This is a genomic window from Peristeroidobacter soli, from assembly GCF_004138485.1.
Classification (GTDB): domain Bacteria; phylum Pseudomonadota; class Gammaproteobacteria; order Steroidobacterales; family Steroidobacteraceae; genus Steroidobacter; species Steroidobacter soli.
This window is the reverse complement of the sequence record NZ_ML142848.1, coordinates 1,877,573-1,899,725: the sequence shown is the minus strand read 5'-3', so window position 1 is coordinate 1,899,725 and position 22,153 is coordinate 1,877,573. Positions and strand designations below refer to the sequence as shown.

At 63.4% G+C, this 22,153-nt stretch carries 20 protein-coding genes; 7 read left to right on the top strand and 13 right to left on the bottom strand.

What is annotated here, in order from left to right:
* Positions 1-154: 154 nt before the first annotated feature.
* Positions 155-1,708 (top strand): class I adenylate-forming enzyme family protein, encoded by a 1,554-nt coding sequence (locus EKO19_RS07985; protein WP_129775798.1) that lies wholly within the window; start codon positions 155-157, stop codon positions 1,706-1,708.
* Here EKO19_RS07985 and EKO19_RS07980 read toward each other — a convergent pair.
* The gene (locus tag EKO19_RS07980) at positions 1,705-3,288 is read right to left on the bottom strand and encodes an alpha/beta hydrolase family protein (RefSeq protein WP_129775797.1); all 1,584 of its coding nucleotides are present in this window, start codon (positions 3,286-3,288) and stop codon (positions 1,705-1,707) included. The genes EKO19_RS07985 and EKO19_RS07980 overlap by 4 nt on opposite strands.
* Before the next feature lie 145 nt (positions 3,289-3,433).
* Here EKO19_RS07980 and EKO19_RS07975 point away from each other — a divergent pair, with 145 nt between their 5' ends.
* Positions 3,434-3,997, top strand: a complete 564-nt coding sequence (locus EKO19_RS07975; RefSeq protein ID WP_129775796.1) for a DUF924 family protein — start codon at positions 3,434-3,436, stop codon at positions 3,995-3,997.
* Here the strand turns inward: EKO19_RS07975 and EKO19_RS07970 are convergent.
* On the bottom strand, positions 3,994-5,376 hold the full coding sequence (locus tag EKO19_RS07970; RefSeq protein WP_157995164.1) for a spinster family MFS transporter: 1,383 nt from the start codon (positions 5,374-5,376) through the stop codon (positions 3,994-3,996). The genes EKO19_RS07975 and EKO19_RS07970 overlap by 4 nt on opposite strands.
* A gap of 179 nt (positions 5,377-5,555) precedes the next feature.
* Between EKO19_RS07970 and EKO19_RS07965 the strand changes: the two genes are divergently transcribed.
* Together EKO19_RS07965 and EKO19_RS07960 are read left to right on the top strand one after the other, a co-directional pair.
* A complete protein-coding gene (locus EKO19_RS07965) occupies positions 5,556-6,845 on the top strand; it encodes a glutamate-5-semialdehyde dehydrogenase (RefSeq protein WP_129775794.1) in 1,290 nt (429 codons plus the stop codon).
* 44 nt (positions 6,846-6,889) lie between these two features.
* On the top strand, positions 6,890-8,347 hold the full coding sequence (locus EKO19_RS07960; protein ID WP_129775793.1) for an OmpA family protein: 1,458 nt from the start codon (positions 6,890-6,892) through the stop codon (positions 8,345-8,347).
* 181 nt (positions 8,348-8,528) lie between these two features.
* Here the strand turns inward: EKO19_RS07960 and EKO19_RS07955 are convergent, their stop codons facing one another.
* The 7 genes from EKO19_RS07955 to EKO19_RS07925 form a co-directional block, all read right to left on the bottom strand.
* Positions 8,529-9,008, bottom strand: a complete 480-nt coding sequence (locus tag EKO19_RS07955; RefSeq protein WP_129775792.1) for a molybdenum cofactor biosynthesis protein MoaE — start codon at positions 9,006-9,008, stop codon at positions 8,529-8,531.
* Positions 9,005-10,192 (bottom strand): NTP transferase domain-containing protein, encoded by a 1,188-nt coding sequence (locus EKO19_RS38825; protein ID WP_157995163.1) that lies wholly within the window; start codon positions 10,190-10,192, stop codon positions 9,005-9,007. The genes EKO19_RS07955 and EKO19_RS38825 overlap by 4 nt, the downstream gene beginning before the upstream one ends.
* Positions 10,182-10,649 (bottom strand): cyclic pyranopterin monophosphate synthase MoaC, encoded by a 468-nt coding sequence (moaC, locus tag EKO19_RS07945; protein ID WP_129775791.1) that lies wholly within the window; start codon positions 10,647-10,649, stop codon positions 10,182-10,184. Before moaC ends, EKO19_RS38825 begins: the two co-directional genes overlap by 11 nt.
* Before the next feature lie 4 nt (positions 10,650-10,653).
* On the bottom strand, positions 10,654-11,703 hold the full coding sequence (gene moaA, locus EKO19_RS07940; RefSeq protein WP_129775790.1) for a GTP 3',8-cyclase MoaA: 1,050 nt from the start codon (positions 11,701-11,703) through the stop codon (positions 10,654-10,656).
* Between the two features lie 4 nt (positions 11,704-11,707).
* Positions 11,708-12,919 (bottom strand): molybdopterin molybdotransferase MoeA, encoded by a 1,212-nt coding sequence (locus EKO19_RS07935; RefSeq protein ID WP_129775789.1) that lies wholly within the window; start codon positions 12,917-12,919, stop codon positions 11,708-11,710.
* 534 nt (positions 12,920-13,453) lie between these two features.
* Positions 13,454-13,804: a hypothetical protein gene (locus EKO19_RS07930; protein ID WP_129775788.1), complete on the bottom strand. Its 351-nt coding sequence runs from the start codon at positions 13,802-13,804 to the stop codon at positions 13,454-13,456.
* Between the two features lie 261 nt (positions 13,805-14,065).
* Positions 14,066-14,437 carry a hypothetical protein gene (locus EKO19_RS07925; RefSeq protein WP_129775787.1) on the bottom strand — a complete coding sequence of 124 codons (372 nt, stop codon included), beginning with the start codon at positions 14,435-14,437 and terminating at the stop codon, positions 14,066-14,068.
* A 102-nt stretch (positions 14,438-14,539) separates the two neighbouring features.
* On the opposite strand from EKO19_RS07925, the gene modB reads away from it, so the two are divergent.
* Positions 14,540-15,229: a molybdate ABC transporter permease subunit gene (modB, locus tag EKO19_RS07920; protein ID WP_129775786.1), complete on the top strand. Its 690-nt coding sequence runs from the start codon at positions 14,540-14,542 to the stop codon at positions 15,227-15,229.
* Between the two features lie 8 nt (positions 15,230-15,237).
* Positions 15,238-16,383 carry a molybdenum ABC transporter ATP-binding protein gene (gene modC, locus EKO19_RS07915; protein WP_129775785.1) on the top strand — a complete coding sequence of 382 codons (1,146 nt, stop codon included), beginning with the start codon at positions 15,238-15,240 and terminating at the stop codon, positions 16,381-16,383.
* On the opposite strand, the gene modA is transcribed toward modC, so the two are convergent.
* Positions 16,370-17,626: a molybdate ABC transporter substrate-binding protein gene (gene modA / locus EKO19_RS07910; RefSeq protein WP_129775784.1), complete on the bottom strand. Its 1,257-nt coding sequence runs from the start codon at positions 17,624-17,626 to the stop codon at positions 16,370-16,372. The genes modC and modA overlap by 14 nt on opposite strands.
* Positions 17,627-17,706: 80 nt before the next feature.
* On the opposite strand from modA, the gene EKO19_RS07905 reads away from it, so the two are divergent.
* The gene (locus tag EKO19_RS07905; RefSeq protein ID WP_129775783.1) at positions 17,707-18,132 is read left to right on the top strand and encodes a winged helix-turn-helix domain-containing protein; all 426 of its coding nucleotides are present in this window, start codon (positions 17,707-17,709) and stop codon (positions 18,130-18,132) included.
* A gap of 18 nt (positions 18,133-18,150) precedes the next feature.
* Here EKO19_RS07905 and EKO19_RS07900 read toward each other — a convergent pair whose 3' ends face one another.
* From EKO19_RS07900 to EKO19_RS07890, 3 genes are all read right to left on the bottom strand, one after another.
* Positions 18,151-20,196, bottom strand: a complete 2,046-nt coding sequence (locus EKO19_RS07900) for a TonB-dependent receptor plug domain-containing protein (RefSeq protein ID WP_129775782.1) — start codon at positions 20,194-20,196, stop codon at positions 18,151-18,153.
* A gap of 171 nt (positions 20,197-20,367) precedes the next feature.
* The gene (locus EKO19_RS07895; RefSeq protein WP_129775781.1) at positions 20,368-21,438 is read right to left on the bottom strand and encodes a phytase; all 1,071 of its coding nucleotides are present in this window, start codon (positions 21,436-21,438) and stop codon (positions 20,368-20,370) included.
* 137 nt (positions 21,439-21,575) lie between these two features.
* Positions 21,576-22,037 carry an Lrp/AsnC family transcriptional regulator gene (locus tag EKO19_RS07890; protein WP_129775780.1) on the bottom strand — a complete coding sequence of 154 codons (462 nt, stop codon included), beginning with the start codon at positions 22,035-22,037 and terminating at the stop codon, positions 21,576-21,578.
* Between the last annotated feature and the right edge of the window lie 116 nt (positions 22,038-22,153).

Here is a 22,153-nt window from a genome sequence, read left to right as displayed (position 1 = left end):
CGCAGATCGGAACTGACTGCGGAACGTTTTGTCGTCTGCTGAGTCGGCGTCGAGTGTGTCCGTGAGTATGAATTAATGCAATGGCGCCCCGCTGCCGCTGTCGCCGTGTATGACGCTGTGGCATTGTGCCGGCCCGCTCAAGGGATGATTCGCGATGCACGTGAGCCCGCCTGAAACATTGTTCGAGCAGGACTTCGGTCTGATCGCCGACCTGATCCACGCCCATGCCGTAGAGCGGCCGCTGCAGCCGGCGCTGATCGATGAACAGCGCAGCGTCAGTTATGGCGAGCTGGACCAGTTGCTGGATCGGGTCGCCGTTGCTTTGCAACGTGAGCGCGTGGCCAGTGGCGAGGCGGTGGCGATCTGTGCCGCGTCCAGTGTCGACTATGCCGTGGTCTTTCTCGGCGCTGTGCGGGTGGGCGTGGCGATCGCGCCGTTATCGCCGTCTGCCACACCGGAATCGCTGGTGACGATGCTCACCGACAGCGGCGCGAAGATCCTGTTTCTGGATGAGAGCGTCGCGACCGTCCTGGCGACCGTGAAACTGCCGTCCGGACTGCAGTTGGTTCGTCTGGATCGAGCGCCAGGTGTCAGATCTCTCGACACCTGGCTGGCGCCGGCGGGTGTGCCCGTGCCTGTAACAATCGAGCCGGACGCGCCGTTCAACATCATCTATTCGTCGGGCACGACCGGCACGCCGAAGGGCATCGTGCAATCTCACGGCATGCGCTGGGCCCATGTCCGGCGTGCCAGCAGTTTCGGTTACGACCGTGACGCGGTGACGATCTGCTCCACGCCGCTGTATTCGAATACGACGCTGGTTTCTTTCTTGCCCGCCATCGCCGGCGGCGGCGCGTCCGTGCTCATGGCCAGGTTCGAGGCGGGCAAGTTCCTCGAGCTGTCACAACGGCACAAAGTGACGCACGCGATGCTGGTGCCGGTTCAGTACCAGCGGCTGCTGGACCGAGCCGACTTCGATCGATTCGATCTGAGCAGCTATCGCATGAAGTTCTGTACCAGCGCGCCGTTCTCGGCGGCGCTGAAGGCCGACATCCTGCGTCGCTGGCCGGGTGGTTTGATCGAGTATTACGGTATGACCGAGGGCGGCGGCACGTGCATGCTCATGGCGCATCTGTTTCCGGACAAGTTGCACACGGTCGGCCAGCCGGTGCCGGGGCATGACATTCGCTTGATCGACGAGCAGGGCCGGGAACTGCCGCCGGGTCAGATCGGCGAGGTGGTTGGCCGCTCCAGCGCCATGATGACTGGCTATTTCAATCAGCCCGGCAAGACCGCGGAGGCCGAGTGGTACGACGCCGCCGGCAATCGTTTCATCCGCACCGGCGATGTCGGTCGCTTCGACGCCGAGGGCTTTCTCACCCTGATGGATCGCCGCAAGGACATGATCATTTCCGGCGGCTTCAATATCTATCCGAGCGATCTGGAGGCCGTGCTGTTGCAACACCCGGCCGTGCGCGATGGTGCCGTCGTCGGCGTGCCGTCGAAGGAGTGGGGCGAGACGCCGGTCGCGTTCGTCGTGTTACGTCCGGACGCGACGGCCAGCGCCGATGAAATCAAACAATGGACCAATGAGCGCCTCGGCAAGACGCAGCGCCTGGCCGCCGTGCGGCTGGCGGCCGAGTTGCCCCGAAATGCCATCGGCAAGGTGCTGAAGCGCGAGCTGCGCGATCGGTACCCGGCCGCTTAGAAGCCATCGAAGAACGACTGTACCTTCGCGAGACAGAACGGTGGCACCAGCGTGGCGTGATAGACATCAGCCACTGCCAGTGCGCCACCATCCGTCGCGCCGCCGGCAATCGCCGAAGCGATGACGGCTTCCTTCGCGGCGTTGAAGCCGAGCTTCAGGGTCGTGTCGTCACCGCCGATGGACGGATCTTCATCCACATCGAGCACCTGAATCGGTGTCGTCACGCCAGCGGCCGTCCAGTAACGCCGCATCAGATCCGTGTTCATGTAAAGAACCGTCGGATCGTCATGGCCGCCACACAACAACACCGGTGAGGTCGGACTCCAGTTGCGCAGATCGTTTGCTTTGAACGCGATGCGTAGCGGATTGGCGGGCGCGGCTGCCGGCAAACCATCCGTAATGGCCGGGAAGCCGCCGTCGGGATGGGCGAGCGAGTCCTGCAGATAACTCCCGCGGAATGAATTCGTGATCAAGTTGCCGGTGCCAAAGCCTCGGGCGAACACAGGCGCCAGATCCGACGGCGATGTCGCAGGTGTATAGGCCGCGTACGCCGGATCAGGAGGCGTGCTGCTGAATAGCTGATCTTGAGGCAGCAGTCCTTGAGCGTAGACCTGCGAGCGCGTGGTCGTCGTCGGGAACAGCGTGTCGATCGTGGGCGCATATTGCGCCTCGAACGCAGCCGTCGGCGCTGAATAGATGTTGCCGTAGATGCGCTGATACGCGGTCATGAGCCAACCCACCAATGCGGGGGCGCTCTGAATGACCTGGCCTTGAAACACAGCGTCGCCAAATGCCCCGAGAGCGTAAGGCCCCGACATCGGCGCCGAAGCGGTCACCGGAACGCCATTTGTTTGCAGCAGTCGATGCGTGGCCATGGCCACGAACCCGCCTTGCGAATAGCCGGTGATGAAGAGCCGGCCGCTGTCGGTCACCGTCGGCGCGGAGCTCGTGGGCAGCGCACTGCGTGCCGCGCTCAGTGCATCGTAGGTGTCTTTCGCCTGCTGATCGGCGTGCAGATACGGGTGATATGGCAGCGATGAAGTGTCGTAGCCGGCGTAGTTCGGCGCCACGACGATGTAACCCTGCGCGGCGAAGGCGACCGCGATCAACAAGCCTTCGCCGTTATCGGCATTGGAGAGATCGGCGATGTTGAAGGATTTCTCGGCCTGCGTGCCGTGCGCATACACGACTATGGGGCGCGAGCCCTGGCATGCGGCGTTCGTGCCGGTCGGAACCATCAGTGCGCCCGACGCGGTGGTCGGCTGCTGAGCCGGATCCAGCGTGTTGTAACGAATCTGATAAACGTCGACGCCGCATTCCGGGTCGACGATGAAGTCCACGATGCGTTCGGCCGTGGAGTTCAAGTTCACCAGGTTGAGCAGATCGGCGATCGCGAACGTGCCGAGGCGCGTCGGCGGAGTTTCGATCAGCGTGCCGGCGGTCGGCGTGGCTGCCGGCGGCGGGGTTTCTGCCTGCCCGCTGCCGGGGGCGTCATTGTTGTCGTCGTTATTGCTGCATGCGGCAAGCATGAATGCGCTGCCGAGTACTGCTAGGGCTTTCAGTCTGAACGCGGTCGACATGTCTGATTGATCCTTACGCTGGCGTAGGGACTAATGCGTGAGAGTGCGAAGTGGATCGCTCGACTACCCAGAATTTTGCACGTCGGGAACCTTCCGACGGTTTGTGACTTTGATAAGGTTCCGGTTTGGTAAGCGAGCGCCGTCGATGTCCTCGAAAAAATTACCCGCGGGTTGGGTCGACGAGGTCTTGCATTTCTGGTTCGAGGAGCTGAGCGAGCAGGACTGGTTCAGAAGCAGCACGCAAGTGGATGACAAGTGCCGGTCGCGATTCGGCGGCACCTACGACGCGTTGAAGGCTGAACCGCTGGCGACCGCCAGCGCCGATGCGCGTACGTTGCTCGCCGCCGTCCTCGTGCTCGATCAATTTCCACGCAACATGTTTCGTCAGGCCCCGGAAGCCTACGCCACCGATGCCGACGCACTGGCGTTGGCGCGATACGCGGTGGCGAGCGGCAAGGACCAGTCGTTGCCGGCGAGGCAGCGGCACTTTCTATATCTGCCGTTCATGCACAGCGAGGACTTGCAGGCGCAGGCGGAATCGGTGCGTTTGTTCAACGAGCTGGGCATCGCCGACGGTGTGAAGTACGCACGCCATCACCACGACATCGTCGAGCGCTTCGGGCGTTTCCCTCATCGCAACGTCATCCTCGGACGGCGCTCGACGCCCGAGGAGCTGGAGTTCCTGAAGACCGAGCCGCCTTTGGTCTAGAGGCCGGCGGCGGCACGGGCCTGATTGCCCGTCTCGATGTCCTCGCGCAGCGTTTTAGCGGCGAGGTAATAGTGGAGCGCCGACCACAGATTCATCATCAGCGTCACGCGGATCGACCAGCGCAGTCCGTCGGCGAGCGCCACTTTCTCTGCAATTCCCTGCGAGACGAAGTATCCCTTGAAGGCGTCGCTCAACGCGCCCGTGAACATCGGCCCGAGTCCAAGGCCGATGAAGTTGAGGATCAGCAGCAGGAAGGCCGAGGCGAGCGCGCGTTCCCGTAGTCCGACCAGCCGATGCGTCGAGGCGATGCTGGGACCGAGATACGCGGCCGCCAACGCGATGTACAGCGTGAGCAACAGCAACGCCGCGATGGTGTTATCCAGCGCGTACACGACCTGGCCGAACGGCACGACGATGATCAGCGTGATCGCCGGAATCCAGACATACCAGCGCGGATCCTGGGTGCGGGCGTAGTAACGATCGCACCACAGACCGCCGAGATACGTTCCAGACAGTCCGCCCAGTGCTACAACGATGGCGAGCCACGCGCCGACATCGCCGAGCGTCATGCCGTGAGTGCGCATGAAGAAGGGCGAATAGAACGAGCTCAATCCATAGCTGACAAACGCATGCAGACCGGCGGCGACGGACAAATGACGAAACGATTTCTTCGCCCAGAGATCGCCCATCACTCGCTTGAACGGCGGCGGCTCGGCGATGGCGACCGGCGTCGGTTCGGAGAAGCCGCGCGGGGGCTCTCTGACGGTGAACTTCAGAATCAGCGCGACGATCAGACCCGGCAGGCCGACCGTATAGAACGCGGCACGCCAGCCATATTCATGAGCGACCAGTCCGCCGACCAGGAAGCCGAGCGCGCTGCCGCCGTACACACCCATGGAATAAATCGACAGCGCGGTGGCGCGCTTCTTCGGCTCGACGTAGTCGCTGATGATCGAATACGCCGATGGACTGCAACCCGCCTCGCCGATGCCGACACCGATGCGCGCGAACAGCAGATGCCAGAAGTTTCGGGCCAGGCCGCAGAAAACCGTGAACGCGCTCCAGATCACGATGGACGCGGTGATGATGTTGACCCGATTGCGCGTGTCGGCCATGCGCGCGATGGGAATGCCCAGCGTCGAATAGAACGCGGCGAACGCCAGGCCGCTGAGCATGCCGAGCTGCCAGTCGTGCAGGTCGAACTCCTGCTTGATGGGCTCGAGCACGATGGACAGGATCTGCCGGTCGACGTAGTTGAACACGTAGATGACGAACAGCAGCCAGACGACGTAGTTGCGATAGGCGTTGCTGGCAGTGAATGCGCCGGTGTCGTTCGCGCCGGCGGCTCGGTCGCCGACCGATCGTGCCTCTACTGCCATCGTCATCCCCCTGGGTCTCGTAGCGGCTCATTGTGTCATCGCCTGAGACGTTTGACTGTGCGCAAGCGGGTCAAGAATTGACCAAGACTGGCCCGCGCGGGCCGCCAGTTTCGCGATGTAGAACCCCGCGGGCCGATGAACCCTTCTTTACCCGGGCGGGGTGCCGCTAGAATGAAGTCATGAACGCTCCCATTTTGAAGATCGAAGGCGATGTCGCCGCGGTCGCCGAATCGATGCAGGCCCTGGGCCGCGCGGCCAAGAGCGCCGCCAAGGCGCTGGCTCAGGCATCCACTGACGCCAAGAACACCGCGCTGCAGGCCGCGGCCGCCGCGATTCGCGAGCGCCGCGCCGACCTGCTGGCCGCCAATCGCGCCGATGTCGAGCAGGCCAGGCAGCGAGGCATTTCTTCATCGCTGCTGGACCGCCTCGTATTGAACGAACAACGGATCGAAGCCATGGCCCGTGGCATCGAGGACATCATCGCTTTGCCGGATCCCATCGGCAGCGTGATCACCAGCTGGACCCGGCCGAACGGTTTGAAGATCGAACGGGTGCGCGTGCCGCTGGGCGTGGTCGGCATCATTTATGAGAGCCGGCCCAATGTCACCGCCGATGCCGGCGCGCTGTGTTTGAAGTCGGGCAACGCGGTGATCCTGCGCGGTGGCAGCGAGAGCAATCGCTCGATCAAAGCGATTCACGAATGTCTGGCCGCCGGTCTGCGCGCCGCCGGCTTGCCCGAAGCGGCCATTCAAGTCGTGCCGACCACCGATCGCGCGGCGGTCGGTTACATGCTGTCGAGCATGACCGAGTTCATCAATGTCGTCGTGCCTCGTGGCGGGCGCAGTCTGGTGGAACGGGTGCAGAAGGAAGCGCGCGTGCCGGTCATCGGTCATCTCGATGGCAACTGTCACGTGTATGTGGATCGCGATGCCAATCTCGACATGGCCCGCGCAGTCGTGCTCAACGCGAAGCTTCGTCGCACCGGCGTCTGCGGGGCGGCGGAGACGGTGTTGTTCGATCGCGCCGGCGCCGCCGCTGCGACCGTGCTGAAGTCGTTGCTCGATGCGGGCTGCGAAGTGCGAGGCGATGAAACGTTACAGCGCCTCGATTCGCGCATCCGGCCGGCGGTCGAGGCGGACTGGAGCACCGAATATCTCGAACCCATCATCGCCGCGAAGGTGGTCGACGGCGTCGACGCCGCTATCGCGCACATTGCGAAGTATGGGTCGGCGCATACGGAGTCCATCGTCACGGCCAATCAAGCCACGGCCGAGCGTTTCCTCGGTGGCGTCGACAGCGCCATCGTTTTGCATAACGCATCGACCCAGTTCGCCGACGGCGGCGAATTCGGCATGGGCGCCGAAATCGGCATCTCGACCGATAAATTCCATGCGCGTGGCCCGGTGGGCGTCGAACAGCTCACCAGTTACAAGTATGTGGTGCGCGGCTCGGGCCAGATCCGGCCCTGACGCATATATACTTTCGCTCAAGTTTTGTTTCGGGCCGGTTTCGTATGTTGCAGCTACTCGCGCTGATCGTGGTCGTGTGTCTCAGTTTCGGCGCTCCGCCGGCGTCGGCTGCCGGCAATGTCGACGCCGCGGCCCTGGCCGCCGCCGTTGAAAAGGGCCGCGCCGACCAGCTCGACGTGCTCGCGCCCAAGTCCTTCGCGGCGGCCGTGCAGGCCAGCCAGAACGCCGCCAAGGAAGCTGAACGAGGCCGCGGTACTGAAAAAATTGCAGCTCGCGTGCAGGAAGGCGAGGCGGCGCTGGAGAAGGCGCGTACGGTCGCGGCGAGCGCCCGGCAAACGTTACCTGGCGTGATCAAGACTCGCGAAGATGCACTGGTTGCCGAGGCGCCGAAGTTCGCGGGCGAGGCCTGGACCAAGGCAAACGATCGTTTCGTGCAAGCCATGCGCGAGAACGAGGGCGGCGATCTGGCGAATGCGCAGAAGCGCGCCGCCGAGGCCGAGGTCCTGTTGCGCGATGTCGAGCTGACCGGCATCAAGGGCGGCATTCTCAACGAGGCCCGCAACCTGATCGCGCAGGCCGATGCGGCCAAGGTGGAACGGTACGCGCCCCGCACGCTGCAGTCGGCGAAACGTCATCTCGCCGAGGCGGAGCAGGAGATTCAGCGCAATCGCTACGACGTGACTCAGCCCCGCAAGCTCGCTGGACAGGCTCGCTACGACGCGAAGCACGCGACGTATCTGGCTCAGCAGGTCCAGAAAGTCCTGCAGCAGGAGAAGGAGGATCAGTCCGGTGTCGAAGCGCTGATTCTGTCGTGGGAGGAGCCGCTCCAGCGCATCGCCGACGACATGGAGCTGGACATCCGGTTCGACGAAGGCCATCAGGCGCCGATGAAGGAGCTGGGTGAGTACGCTCAGCAGCAGACGCAGGAAGTGCGGCGGTTGAAACAGGAATTGCAGGATCGCGAGGAGCAGATCGCGGCGCTGAACAATCAGATCAAGCGCGTCGAGTCTCGATTGGGCGGGGAGTCGCAGGAACGAATCGCGCTTCAGCGTCAGGTCGATGCACAGGCGCAGCTGCGGGCGAATATCGCGGCGATCGAAGCGTCGTTCACGGCTGAAGAGGCGCGGGTGTATCGGCAGGGCGAAGATGTCGTCGTGTCATTGTTGGGTATCAATTTCCCGTCGGGGAAGAGCACCATCGATGCCAGCAGCGCGGCGCTGATGAAGAAGGTGCAGTCGGCGCTGGCTCGATTCCCGGATGCCACCATTGTGGTTGAAGGGCATACCGATGCGAACGGCAGCGACTCGGCGAATCTGATCCTGTCGCAGGATCGCGCGGACGCCGTGAAACAGTACCTCGTGAGTCAGCTCGGTGCGAACGCAGAGAAGGTCAGCTCGATCGGCTACGGCGAGGCACGGCCGGTCGCGACCAACGAGACGGCTGTGGGTCGTGCGCGCAATCGGCGCATCGACCTGGTGATTCATGTCGCTGGCAGCGGCTGAGCTCCAACCCAAAGGGGACAGATTTCAATTTGTCCCGCGCCCTCTCAGCTCCAACCCAAAGGGGACAAATTTGAATTTGTCTCGCGGCTGAGTCGAAGAGGGGACCCGAGTGGAATTGTGGTATCGCGGCTGAGTCGGAGAGGGAGCCCGATTGGAATCGTGGTCCTGCGGCTGAGTCGGCTCAGTGGTTGTGATCGTGCGCATGAGGATGCTCATGCGTATGGTCATGACCGGGAACGGCGCAGCGCTCGCAATTCACCCAGCCTGAGTCGCCGTTGACGTAGTACTCCTTCTTCCAGATGGGCACTCGATGTTTCACTTCATCGATGATGTAACGGCACGCGGCGAAGGCCTCGGCTCTGTGCTTTGAGCTGACACCCACCCATACGGCGACGTCGCCGATCGCCAGTGAGCCGACGCGATGGACGCAGGCGGCTTTCAACACCCCGAAACGCTGGATGGCTTCGTTGACGATGCGTTCGCCTTCCTTGTTCGCCAAGGCCTCGAACGCTTCGTATTCGAGTCTGGTGACGGCGTGGCCTTCGTTGTGATTGCGTACCCAGCCTTCGAACGAGGCATAGCCACCGGCGGCGTCATCGGCCAGTTCCCTTCGATAGTCATCGAGGGTCAGGGGGGCGGTGCTGAAGGAGAAGGGTTTCATCCGCCGGCCACCGGGGGGATGAAGACGACTGTGTCGCCGTGACGGAGCGGGGTTTGCCAGTCGCTGAAGTCGTTGTTCAGGGCGACTTTCAGTTGGGCTGCGTTCAATTGGAACGGGTGGCGCCGGCGGAGCTCGTCGTAGAGCTCGGCCGGGGTTGTTGCCGTGGTGTCCAATGTTTCTTCGCTGCGGCCGGCTTGTTCGCGGAGGATGGCGTAGTACTGAACGCGCAAGGTGCGAGGCTTGTCGGCCTTGGCTCCCGACGCAGCAACATTGTCTTTTTGAACCTCGCCGGCCTGGCTCGGAGAAGAGGCGAGGGGTGTGGCGCCGCCGGCCTGGCTCGGAGAAGAGGCGAGGGGTGTGGCGCCGCCGTGCTGGCTCGGAGAAGAGGCGAGGGCTGTGACGCCGCCGTGCTGGCTCGGAGAAGGGGCGCGGCTTGCGCCGCTGCCAGAATGAGCAGGTGAGGTGAGGCGTGTATCGCCGCCGGGCTGGTCGGGAGAATAGGCGAGGTGTGTGACGCCGCCGGCTTGGTTCGGAGAAGGGGCGCGGTCAGCGCCGTTCTGGTTCGAAGAGGGCGGGTGGGTGGGCAACAACGGGCCGCCGAAGGCGGCAGCGGCCGATCGATACTCATCCGACGTATTCACATTATCCAGCGCGCGCGCATCGGGCAGATCGAGCAGCAACGTGTCCGCGTTGATCAGAAACTTCCGCGGGCATTGCTTTCCGGCAGCAAGGAACGCGAGCAAGGGCTCGCGCGACGCCGGCTCCCAGATCGCGCACAAAGGCTCAGGCAAGCCGTCGTGACTGCTCTTGAAGGCAGTAGCGAGCCGGCGAGGATCGCGATGCTCGATGAGATACCGCAGCGTTGGCTCATTCAAGAAGGGCAGGTCGCAGGCAACGACCAGCCACGCGGCCTTGGGATGAGCATGGAGAGCCGCCGAGATGCCGGCGATCGGTCCGATGCCAGGCTGGCGATCGACGATCTGGGGCAGTCCCGCCCGCGTAGGCTCCTCGCGCTGATCCGGTCGCACCGAAACAAACGTCGCCGCACACACGTGCGACAACAATTGAAACGTCCAATGCAGCTGCGACTGGCCGTGATACTCGATCGCCGCCTTGTCCCGCTGCATGCGAGTGCTGGCGCCGCCGGCCAGCACCAGGCCGAACAAAGGTGCGTCAGCCGACATCGCTCTTGCCTCCACGCTTCTCAACCAACCGCGTCTCCGCAATCACGATGTCGTGCGACAGCGCCTTGCACATGTCGTAAATCGTGAGCGCAGCCACGCTCGCGCCCGTCAGCGCTTCCATCTCGACGCCGGTCTTGTGATGAACCGACACCGTGCAAAGCACCACCGCCTCATCACCGGACATCTCAATCGATACAGAGCACTTCTCGATGCCCAGCGGATGACAGAACGGAATCAGATCGTGCGTCCGCTTCGCCGCCATCGTGCCCGCGATGATCGCCGTCTGAAACACAGGCCCCTTCGGCGTATTGAACTGCCGAGAGCGCAATGCCTCGGCCACCTCAGAGGGAAACCGCACGCGAGTCTGCGCCGTCGCCGTGCGCTTGGTGACGACTTTGTCGCTCACGTCGACCATGGTCGGTCGCGAGCTCGAGTCGACATGAGTAAACGTCGCCATCCGATCAGCCACCGATGTAATACATCTCAATCTTGCGCAACGGCTGCTCGCCGTTCTTGAGCGAGGAGCGGGCCTCGCTGTAACGGTCGCCGCGTTTCAGCCAGGTGTTCGAGATCAGCTGGCTCAGCTCCGCATCGGTCGCGCCTCCACGCATCGGTGCGCGCAGATCGATGCCGGAACGCGCGAACAGGCAGGTATAAAAGACGCCTTCCGACGACAGCCGCGCCCGCGTGCAGTCACCGCAGAACGGATTGGTGATCGAAGAAATGAACCCGACCTCGCCGAGCCCGTCATCGAACGCGTAACGTTCAGCCACTTCGCCGCGGTAATTCGGATCGACCGGATGCAGCGGCCAACGCTGGCCGATCCGATCCACCAGTTCGCGCGAAGGCACGACGCGCTCCAGGCTCCAGTGATTGCGATTGCCCACATCCATATATTCGATGAAGCGCACGATCACGCCGGTACCCCGGAAGCGCTCGATCAAATCGAGCGCCGTATGATCGTTCAGGCCGCGCTCGATCACCGAGTTGATCTTGATCGGCGCGAGCCCCGCTTCCCGCGCGGCGCGAATGCCGTCGAGCACGCGATCCAGCTCGCCCATGCCGCCGCTCATCTGCTTGAAGATCGCGGCATCGGTGGTGTCCAGGCTGACGGTGATTCGATTCAGGCCGTTGGCTTTCAATTCGACCGCATGCTGAGCGAGCAGCACTCCATTGGTCGTCAAAGCCACGTCCTGCACCCCTTCGATGGCGGTGAGATCGCCGACCAGATCGGCGAGGTTCGAACGCAGCAGCGGCTCGCCGCCGGTGAGCCGCACTTTGCGCACGCCCATGTCGACGAACAGGCGGGTCAATCGAGTGATTTCTTCGAACGACAGGCGCTCGTTCGATTTCAGGAAACGGTAGTTCTCATGGAACGTTTCCTTCGGCATGCAGTACGGACAGCGGAAGTTGCAGCGATCCATCACCGAAATCCGCAGGTCGTGCAGCGGCCGGCCCAGCGTATCGTGCGGGCGGTGCTTCACGGGCAGGGGAGTGACGGTGGATGGCATTCGGCTACCAACGATAAAGAGGCAACGTCGCGTCTTCCATAACGACTCGCGGGCCCGGCGGCAGTTCCACGAAGCCTACGGTGCCGACCAGCGAGGTGAAATCGCCGGAACCCCGTGTCGGCTGCGGCAAGGCGCATGGTCCCGCGACATCCTGAATGATCGCCACGGGCAGGAACACCGCGAGCGGTGGCTTCACGTCGTAGCTTTGGGCAAGTGAGACGGTTTCAACGGGCGCGGGCGAGGCGCCTTGCGATGCCTGCAGTCCAGGGAGCACATAGCGCGTCAGGCAAACCAGCGTCGATACCGGATTGCCGGGCAACGCGTACACCGTCTGTCCGCCGCTGCCTACGCCGAACCACAGCGGTTTGCCCGGACGCTGCGCGACTTTGTGGAAGATCCTGCGCACGCCCAGTTCCTGCAGGACCTGCGGCACGTAATCGAACCGGCCCATCGACACGCCGCCACTGAGGATCATCACGTCGTTGGCGGCGAGGTGAGCGCTCAGGCGCTCGCGCAGTTTCGGCAGGTCGTCGGGCACGTGATCGTGCGAGAGCGCGGCATAGCCATGCTGTCGTAGCGAGGCGAGCACGGCGTAAACGTTGGAGCGCGAGATCTGCCAATCCTGGAGTGGCTGGCCGGGCTCGACCAGTTCGTCGCCCGTGGAAATCACGACGATGCGCGGCGGCCTCGAGACCAGCGCGTGCGTTTGCCCGTTCGAGGCGATCACCGCCACTTCGGCGGGGCCGAGCCGGGCGCCCGACGGTAACAACAGATCGCCACGACGCGAATCGATCCCGCGGTTGTGGATGTTGAGATTGCGCACCGGCGCGGGGGCGTCGTCGCGCAGTTGAGCGATGCCATCGCCGGTTTCGATGTTCTCGACCGGCACCACGCAATCGCAGCCGATGGGCAGCATCGCGCCGGTCATCACTTCGATGCAGTCGGTGGGCTCGCGCAAGGTCAGCGGCGCGGCGCCGGCCGCTTGGGTGCCGTTGATCCGGAAGCTGTTCCGGCCGCCTTGCCAGGCCGCGAACGAGAAGGCGATGCCGTCCATCGTGACCCGGTCGAACGGCGGCTGATCGCGCGTCGAGGTGATGGATTCGCGCAGCACCGCGCCCGACAGCTCAATCAGGGGCAAAGCGACGGCCGGCAGCGGCGTCGCATGCTGGCGAATCGCGGCTTCGGCTTCAGTGGGTGACAGGAGTCGGCTGGACACCGCGAAAGTGTGTCACGAGCCACGGGAGGGCGCTATATCGGAGCAGAAAGAGCGCAGGAATGGGCAAATTCTGGCCAGTCCCGAACCTGGAACTGACCGAAAGACGCGGGATGGGCGGCCTGACTCCCTGGATCCACATCCGCGCGTAAGCAGGGGTGAGCGAGGATGCCTCTTCGAGGCGACTTAACGTCGCCTCGAACCGAGCGAACGACGGTACATGGAAGTACCGGCTGGTCGAGGCTCCAGGGACGGCTGCTTGAGATGACCAAGCTGGTTCATAAAGACACGCGAAGCGGCATCCGGTCCTTGGATCCACATCCGCGCGTAAGCAGGGAAACTGATCCGTAGCCTCCCCATGGAGCGGCTGATTCGCTCCATTCCCTGGCCTTTGGCCTGCCTCGCCGATGGCACATCAATCCAGCGGCGCCACAGGCGCCTAAGGCGTCGTCGAAATCGTTGCGGGCGTCCTGCCCAGATGTGCCTGGCCGTTAGCAATCGGCCCGCTCGAGGCGGGCCGATTCAATCAAACCTGTCTTAGCCGCGTGCCTTGAACACACGCACCTGCTCGTTGAACAGCTTGGCCTTGGCCTGCAGCTCGTCGATGGCGGCGTTGTGCTTCTTGGTCTGCATGGTCTTCAGCTGCATCAGCTGCGCAGTGCCGGCGGCCTTGCTCTTGGTCTCTTCTTCCAGGCAGGCGCCGAACGCATTCACTTCCTCGTTGTAGGCCTTGAAGGCCTGCATGGCGGCGACCATTTCCGGCTCCGAAGCCGTCTTGCCGTCGGGGATGGAAGCGGGGGCCTTGGGGAAGGCGCATTCGGCCTGGGCGGTAGCCACGCCAAAGGCGAGGGCGAAGGCAGCGCCGATGGTGAGCAACTTGCGATTCATTACTTCTCTCCAGCTGATCCGTGAGCATGAGCCGTTGTTACGGCGGACACAGCGGGCATCGGCCCTACGAGCGCGCGCTTAAGGGTCGATCTGTCGGTACCTCGTACAACTGCGACGGCGGTCGCACTGCTTTCGGCGGGATCGCTGGAATACGTGAAATGAGTCGCCGGACGGCGCTCATGCAAAGCCCGAGGCGGACGCTCGGGGCTTGGACGGCGGGGCGCGCGGCTTCACATAAGCGCGCGCCCCGCCCGGAAAAAATCAGCTCTTTTTCTCGCGTGCCTTGAATACTTTCACCTGCTCGTTGAAGCGGGCGGCGGTCGATTCCAGCTCCTCCACGGCGGCGTTGTGACGCTTGGTGTGGATGGCCTTGATCTGCTCGACCTGATCGGCCGGCGCGTCGGGGCCGGCGGCCTCGATGCGGGTGTTCATTTCGCTTTCCAGGCAGTTCAGATAGGTGGTGACCTGGTTGTTGTATTCCTTGATGGCTTTCATGCCGCCGACCATTTCGTCCTGGGTCGCGGTGGCACCGTCGGGCAAGCCGGTCGGAGCCTTGGGATACGAGCAGTCGGCGCTTGCGGTGGCGGCCGCGAGGCAGGCCAGCAGCGTTCCGGTAATAATGGTTTTGATCATGACGAATCCTCTAGCGGCGTTACCGGGCAATCTTAAGGCGCGTGCGCGCTGCTTGGCTATGCTCAAAATGTTTACCTTCGGCGCTGCTCTATACTGCCGCTCATGATGCTCACCGCCGCCGAGGTGGACGCGGTCCGCCTGAGCCTGTCGATCGCCCTGCGCAGCGTGCTGTTCAGCCTGCCGCTGGCGATCCTCGTGGCCTGGCTGCTGACCCGGCGCAAGTTGCACGGACGCTTGCTGCTCGATGCCTTGGTGCATTTGCCGCTGGTGTTGCCGCCGGTCGTCGTCGGCTACCTGCTGTTGCTGTTGTTTGGAATGCGCGGGCCCATCGGCGGCTGGCTATATGAGCACTTCGGCATCCAGCTCGTGTTCACCAGCGCGGGCGCGGCGCTGGCCACCGCGGTCATGAGTTTTCCGTTGATGGTGCGAGCCATTCGCATCTCGCTGGAGGGCGTCGACTCGGGGTTGGAAGACGCGGCACGCACGCTCGGCGCGGGGCCGTGGGATCGTTTCTTCACGGTGATGTTGCCGCTGATGCTGCCCGGCATTCTGGCCGGCGCCGTCACCGCATTCTCGGCGGGGCTCGGCGAGTTTGGCGCCGTCATCACTTTCGTTTCTAACATTCCCGGCGAAACGCGCACCTTGCCCCTTGCGCTCTACACCGCGTTGCAGACCCCGGGGGGCGATGCCGTCGCCGCGAGACTGGCGACGATTTCGTTCACGCTCGGGTTGCTGGGATTGATCGCAGCCGAGTACATCGCGCGTCGCGTGCGCCGGATGTTGGGACGGTAGCGCGCCGCATGTTCAGCATCCGCGCCAAGAAGCGCCGCGAGAGCTTTGTGCTCGATGTGGAGATCGAGGTCTCCTCTCCCGGCGTGATCGCGCTGTTCGGCCGCTCCGGCTGCGGCAAGACGACGCTGGCAAACATCGTCGCGGGACTGCTGCCGGCCGACGAAGCGCGCATCGTGATCGACGGCGTTGCGCTCGAACAGAGCGGCAAATCGTTGCGGGCCGAGCATCGACGCATCGGTTACGTGTTCCAGGATGCGCGATTGTTTCCTCACCTCGATGTGATGGGGAATCTGCGCTACGGCGAGCAGCGCGCCAATCGATTCGTTCCGGATTTGCAGGGCCTGCGGGTGAATCCGCGCCGGGATCTGCCGCGCATCACGCTCGACGTGGTCGCGCCGTTGCTTGGGCTCGAGCCGTTGTTGTCACGGCGGGTTCATCAACTGTCGGGTGGCGAACGTCAGCGCGTCGCGTTGGGGCGCGCGTTGCTGTCGGGTCCGCGCGTGTTGGTTCTGGATGAGCCGTTGGCGTCGCTCGATGCCGCGCGTCGCGAAGAAGTGCTGCCGTATCTGGAGAAGCTGCGCGATGAGCTGGCGATTCCCATGATTTATGTGAGCCATCAGTTCGAGGAAGTGCTGCGGCTCGCAACCCACGTCGTGCTGATGGATCAAGGCAGAGTGCTGTCGCAGGGGCCGCTGGATGAGCTGAGCCTGCATCCGGAGTTGCGCGCCATCGTCGGGCCGGATGCGGTGGGCGCCGTCATCCATGGCGTCGTGGAGTCGGTGGATGGTGGCACCGGCCTGGCAAACATCCGGGTCGGCACGAACGTACTGCGGATTGGCTTGCGGGAGGCGAAAGCCGGCGCTCACGTCCGCACCCAATTGCTGGCGCGAGACATCATTCTCGCAACCAGCCGGCCCGAGAACCTCAGTGTTCGAAACATCATGACCGGAACGATCGCGCGGATCGTTCCGGATGTTGAGGATACCGAGCTGGTCTATGTCGACATCGGTGGCGCGTCGATTCTCTCGCGCGTCACGCGCGCCGCGTCGGATGCGCTGAGTCTGCGCCCCGGTCTGCAGGTGTGGGCGCTGGTGAAGTCAGTCTCGATCCGCGGTCACGCGTTTGTCGAAGGGCCGCCGGTCAAGTCGTCGTGACCGCGAGCTTGATCTGCTGCTCGGTGCTGCCGCTCACCTGAATCATCACCGGCTGATCCGGCGCGATCTTGAACTCCACGACCTTGCGTAACACTTTGCAGTTGGCGCTGCCGGTGTGACGGGCCGACTCGACCAGTTTGCCGCCGCTGACGACGTCCAGCCACGCATGTTCCGTCGCCGTGACACGAATGGTTTGTGAGCGAGGCGAGGTGATCTTGAGCAGGCCGGCGTACGAGCCATCGGCGACTGTCGACTTGCCGGGCGTCGTGGCGAACGACACCTTGCTTTGATCCGTCAGCTTCACGGAGTACAGCTGATTCACATCGATCGCAGCAGCCGAATTCGCGGCGGTCGTGGCGGCTACTTCGCGCGGCTTGCTCTCGAACACCTTCAGTTCCTTGCTCACGTCGAACTGGAAGCCGCTGCAAGCTGCAGCGCCGTCAGCGGTCTTGGCGCCGCCACTCAGGATGGTAAAGCCGGCCTTGGTGAAGATGGCGCGAGCCGCGTCGCTGCGCAGGAACTTCAGGAATGACGCAGTCTCAGGCGAGGCGCTGGTGGTTGCCGCCATAGGATAAGTGATCGGGGCGTGTGCGGATTCGGGGAACAGATCCACAACGCGAACTTGCGGCTCGGCTGCGGCGTCGGTCGCGTACACGATGCCGAGCGGCGCTTCGCCACGAGCCACATACATCAACGCGACGCGAACGTTGTCCGCTCGCACCAGGCGGGGTTCGATCGCGGCCCACAAATCGAGATTGCCGAGCGCGGTCCTGGCGTACTTGCCGACCGGCACCGAGTCCGGATCGCCGGTCGAGAGCCGGCCGTTCGGGCCGAGCGCCTCCAGCAACGGCGCGCCTTTCTGGATCTTCAGCGTGACCTTGCTGTCCTTCGGCGCGATCAGCACCAGCCGATTGCCGAGCAGGTCGCTGCGCGTGTCGGTCTTGATCAGCTTGCGTTCCTGCAGGTAGTTCATCCAGTCCTGGTCGGCGGACAGGAACGCGTCGGCCCTGGCGCCGGACTCGATCTGCTTGGCCAGCGCGGAGCTCGCGGCGAACGAGAACTTCACCTCGACGTTGGACTGCCTGGTGTACAGCGGCCCGGCCTGCTGCAACACGTCGGTCAGCGACGCCGCCGCGAATACGAGCAAGGGCTCGCGCTGCGCCTCGGCCGCCGCGGCGGTTCGGGTCAGCAGCAGGGCTGCGATGAGAAGATGCGCAAAGCTGCGCGCCAGGGACAGGATCATGCTGATACCTCGTTTGCGGCCGGCTCTTGGATCGTAGCCGGGGCTGCGTTACTTTGGTGTTTCGCCCGCGGAGAGAAGCGATGAGCAGGCTCAAGATTACGTTGCGTGTGGACTTCGATTCCGACCATGCCATCGGGCCGGGCAAGGTGGCATTGCTCGAAAAGATGCGCGACTCCGGCTCGCTGTCGCAGGCGGCTCGCGACCTGGATATGAGCTATCGCCGCGCCTGGCAGTTGCTGGCCAGCCTCAATCAGACCTTTCGTGAGCCGCTGGTGCTGACTGCGACCGGCGGCAGTGGCGGCGGCGGTACGACGCTCACCGAGTTCGGTGAAGCCATCGTGACCGCGTATCGCCAGTTCGAAAAAGAAACCAACTCCCGCGCCGAGAAATACTTCGGGCCCATGCTCAAGACCGTGAGCACCCAGCGCGAGGGGACGCGTCGCTCCATCACCCGCACGCAGCGCTCGCCGGCCACCGCGGCGGCCAGGCGAGCAACGTCCCGGTGATGGAGCTGCGCTCTCCAATCAAAAGTCCAGTTTGAACTTCGCGTAGTAGGTGCGGCCCTGTTCGGGATAGCCGAACGCGAGCTGATAGTTCTCATCCAGCAGGTTGCGGGCACCGACAGCCAGTTCCCACGCCTCGTTGGCGCGATACTGAACCTGTAGATTCGCGAGCTTGTACTGGCCGACCTCGACGAAGCGGCCGGTGCCGTTGTCGCTCCAGCGATCGTCCGCCAGTTCCAGGTTCGGCATGATCGTCAGCTGCGGAATGGGCTGATAGCTCACGAACACCAGGCCCTGATGCGTCGGTGTGCCGGCCGGGCGCAGACCTGGCTGCAAGGCGTCGGTGACCTCGCGATGCAGGTAGGTGTAGTTCGCGCCGATGCGCAGCTGATCGGTGAGTTGCGTGTCGGCGCTCAGTTCGACGCCGTACGCTTCGCCGTCGCCGACGTTTTGAGTCTGGGTCAGCTGTGGCGAGACTTGCACGATCACCGTCTGGATCATGTCGCTGATGTCGTTGTAAAACACGGTCGCGGCCAGCGTCGTGGTCTGCCACTGCGTGCCGCTTTCCCAACCGATCTCGTAATTCACGCCGCGTTCCGACTCCAGATCCGGATTGGGCACGGCGTTGCCGAAGCGGGTGCTGAAGCGCTCGAAGTTGGTGGGGAAACGAGAGCGTGACGAGATCGACGCGTGCAGCTGAGCGGCATCGTTGTAACGCCAGTACACGGCGGCCTGGCCGTTGACGGCGTCGCTGTCGCCGGTCGAGTAGCTGAAGACGCCGCGCGCGACCGTGTAGTCGGTGGCTTCTTTCAACTCGTTCTTGTCATAGCTCACGCCGAACACGGCGCTGAGTTGTGACGTGAACTGCATCGTGTCTTCCAGCGCAACGGACCAGGTGTGCTCCTTCCTGCCGGTCCACGGCTCCATGGCGGCGAACGCCGGGCTCGTCGGGCGGTTGAGGTCCCGCTCGCGGTGCTCGTCGACGCGATAGTGGATCGAGCCCTTGAGGATGTTGCTCTCGCTGAGCGACATGCCTGCTTCGACACTGCCACCGTAACCGTTGTCGTCGTAGCTGCTGCGGAAGCGGCCATTCAACGATTGCGTCGTGTAAGTCGCGTCGTCATAGGCCCAGAGCGCGTTGTCGAACGTGTTGTAGAACAGGCGCGTCTTCAGATAGCTGCTGTCGCTGAGTTGGGTGTGCGACAGGAAATAAATGCTGTCGGTGTCCCACCACGGCCAGGTCCAATAGCTGTTGGGCGGATTCGGCGGGTTGTTGAACACCTGCAGCGGCGCGCCTTTCTCGCCTTCCTGCCTGGTGTAGCTGAGGCTGTATTCATCGGTCTCGTTCGGTGTGAACCCGACCTTGACGTTGACGCGCCAATCCTTGGTCGCGGAGCCGTCGCGCTCGCCGCCGTTTTCCATCGCGGTCGGCCGAAAATCATTGGACAGCGACCAATGATCCCGATCGAGATAGCTGCCGCTGGCCTGTGCGTAGTAGTTGTCTTGCCGTGTGCCGAGGCTGAGCGTGCTGCTCCAGCCTTCGTAACCCTCATTGCCGAACATGGCTTCGCTCTGGAACGACGACTCGAACGCCCTGGTGGGCTTGCGAGTCACCAGGTTGATCGCGCCGCCGAGCCCGCCGGGGCCGTCGAGCACGGACGCGTAACCTTTGCGGATCTGAATCTCGGCGAGGTCCTGCGTGAGGAAACGATTGTAGTCGAGACGATTGTCGGCGGGCAGATAGACCCGAATGCCATCGATCGACAGCGGCACCTGCCAGCGGCCGTAGCCGCGCACGAAGATGTCGTGCTCGTTGCGGCGACCGTTGGAGTCGAAGTTGCTGGTGACGCCTGGCACGAGTTTCACGGCCTCGTCCAGCGTGTTCAGGTTGAAGTTCCACACTTCTTCCTGGCTGACGGTGGCGTCACCCAGGACGGTGTCGATGCGAGGCGCGGTGACGGTGATCTGACCGAGCGTGAAGACGTTGCTGTCGTCAGCGCGGGCCGCGCTGGTCACACAGATTGCGCCGATCGCGAGTGTCAGTGTGCTGAAAGTGTTCTTGGCCAAGCCGGTGCTCCCTTATTTTCGGTGCGCCGACCGCCGGCAAGCGGGTGCGCGATATCCGTGAGGATATAACGAGGGGCGGACCAGCGCTATGTCCGATCCTGCATATCGGTGGGCAAATTGTCCCAGACGTCGCTGCGGCAACGTCCAGAACCCGGCCTTTCGCAAGTGCTTTTAGTTCGCGCGAGGCAGCTTCAGCGCCTCCGCAATCCGCTCCCACGGCACCAGCTTGAAATTCTGCGGCGCGGAGGGATTCGTATTCTTCCCATCCTGCGCGACAAACACGCCGTGCGGGAACGCGGAGCCGAGCGAAGTGCTCGTGACATCGATGCCATCGGTGTCGCTGGTGCCGTCGATGCCGGCCGGGCGCGGAACGATGGCGAACTTCCCGATGAACTCGTTATCGCCATCACGCCGATAAACGTTGTAGTCGTTGGAACCCTGGCTGGACACGATCAAGTAACCCGTGGACCCGGGGCCGTAATAGATCGTCACACCCTCGGCATCATCGGTCAGGTTGCCCTTGGCGACAGTGTCGACCGACGTACGGGCATCGCCGCCATTGGGCGCGGCGGAATAGCGCCAGAGCCCCACATCCTCTTCGGCAACATACAGCGCCGCCGTCCCATCATCCGCCGCGCAACCTTCCGCCTGCGAGCCAACGGCGAACTCACGAACCAGCCGAGCGCCAACGCGCGCGCCGCGTGCCTCGAGTTGCCATTGTTTGAAGTGGCCGGTGTCGCCGTCGTTGGCGAACACGAAGTACTCACCGGCGGCGCTGCGATACATACACAGGCCATAAGGATCCGCCATGCCAGTGGCGACCTTGCCGTCGGCGACATTGCTCAGCCGGCCGTTGGCATCGACGGCATACAGCGCCAATGTTTGATCGGTGCGATTGGTCGCCGCGACGATGGCGATTTCCTGGCCGCCCAGCGCAAATCCATAGCGAAGATCGACGTTGTTCAAGCGGCCATCGGACAGCGTCTGCACGCGCTTGCCGGCGAGGTCGTAGACATCGAGGCCGTTCTTCTTGTCGGTGCCGATGATCAGGCTGCGCGACGGATCGGTCGGGTGGATCCAGATCGCCGGGTCGTCCGCGGCGTCGTTAGCGCTGGCCACAGGCTCGGTTTCGACCGAAGCGAACACCGGCTTTGCCGACTTCGACGGCAACTCACCGCCTCGGGTGAGGCCGCAGCCGCTGAGAATGGCCAACGAGAGCAGGCAAGGAATCAGACGTCGCATTCAATCACTCCGGCCAAAAATGAACATCTTAGGCAGTCAACGTTAATGTTTTTCGCTGCCGGGCCACTGTATAGACCGCCGGCTGACGGATGCCCGTCAGTGCGCGTCAGCCACGGATCAGTCTTGTAACGAAGCTGTCATCTGATCGGCAGCTCGCGCGCCTTCTGCACCGTACGCAGCGCAAAGCTGGAGTGGACGCGGGCGACGCCGGGCAGGCGGGTGAGGTGCTTGCTGTGGAGGCGTTCGAAGTCGGCGGTGTCGGCGACGACGACGCGCACGACATAGTCATAGTCGCCGGTCATCAGGTAGCACTCCATGACCTCGGGAATCTTGCGCACCGCCTCTTCGAACTTGCGCAGATCGGTCTCGTCCTGCCGGTCGAGGGTGATGTTGACGAATACGTTCACCGGGCAACCGACTTTCTGCTGGCTGATGAGCGCCGTGTAGCCCTCGATCACGCCGGATTCCTCGAGCTGGCGGATGCGTCGCAGGCAGGCGGACTCCGACAGATTCACGCGCTCGGCGAGGGCGCTGTTCGGAATGCGGCCTTCGTGCTGGAGCGCCTGGAGCACGGCGCGGTCGAAGCGGTCGAATTTCATGGCGCAAGAATCCGTCGAGACTCAGGGCGAGTGCCGCAGATTCTGCCACAAAGTCGTTGGAAAGCGCCTGATTGCGGCAGTTTCGTGCGCCGGCCGAAGCCTAAATTTTTCGCATC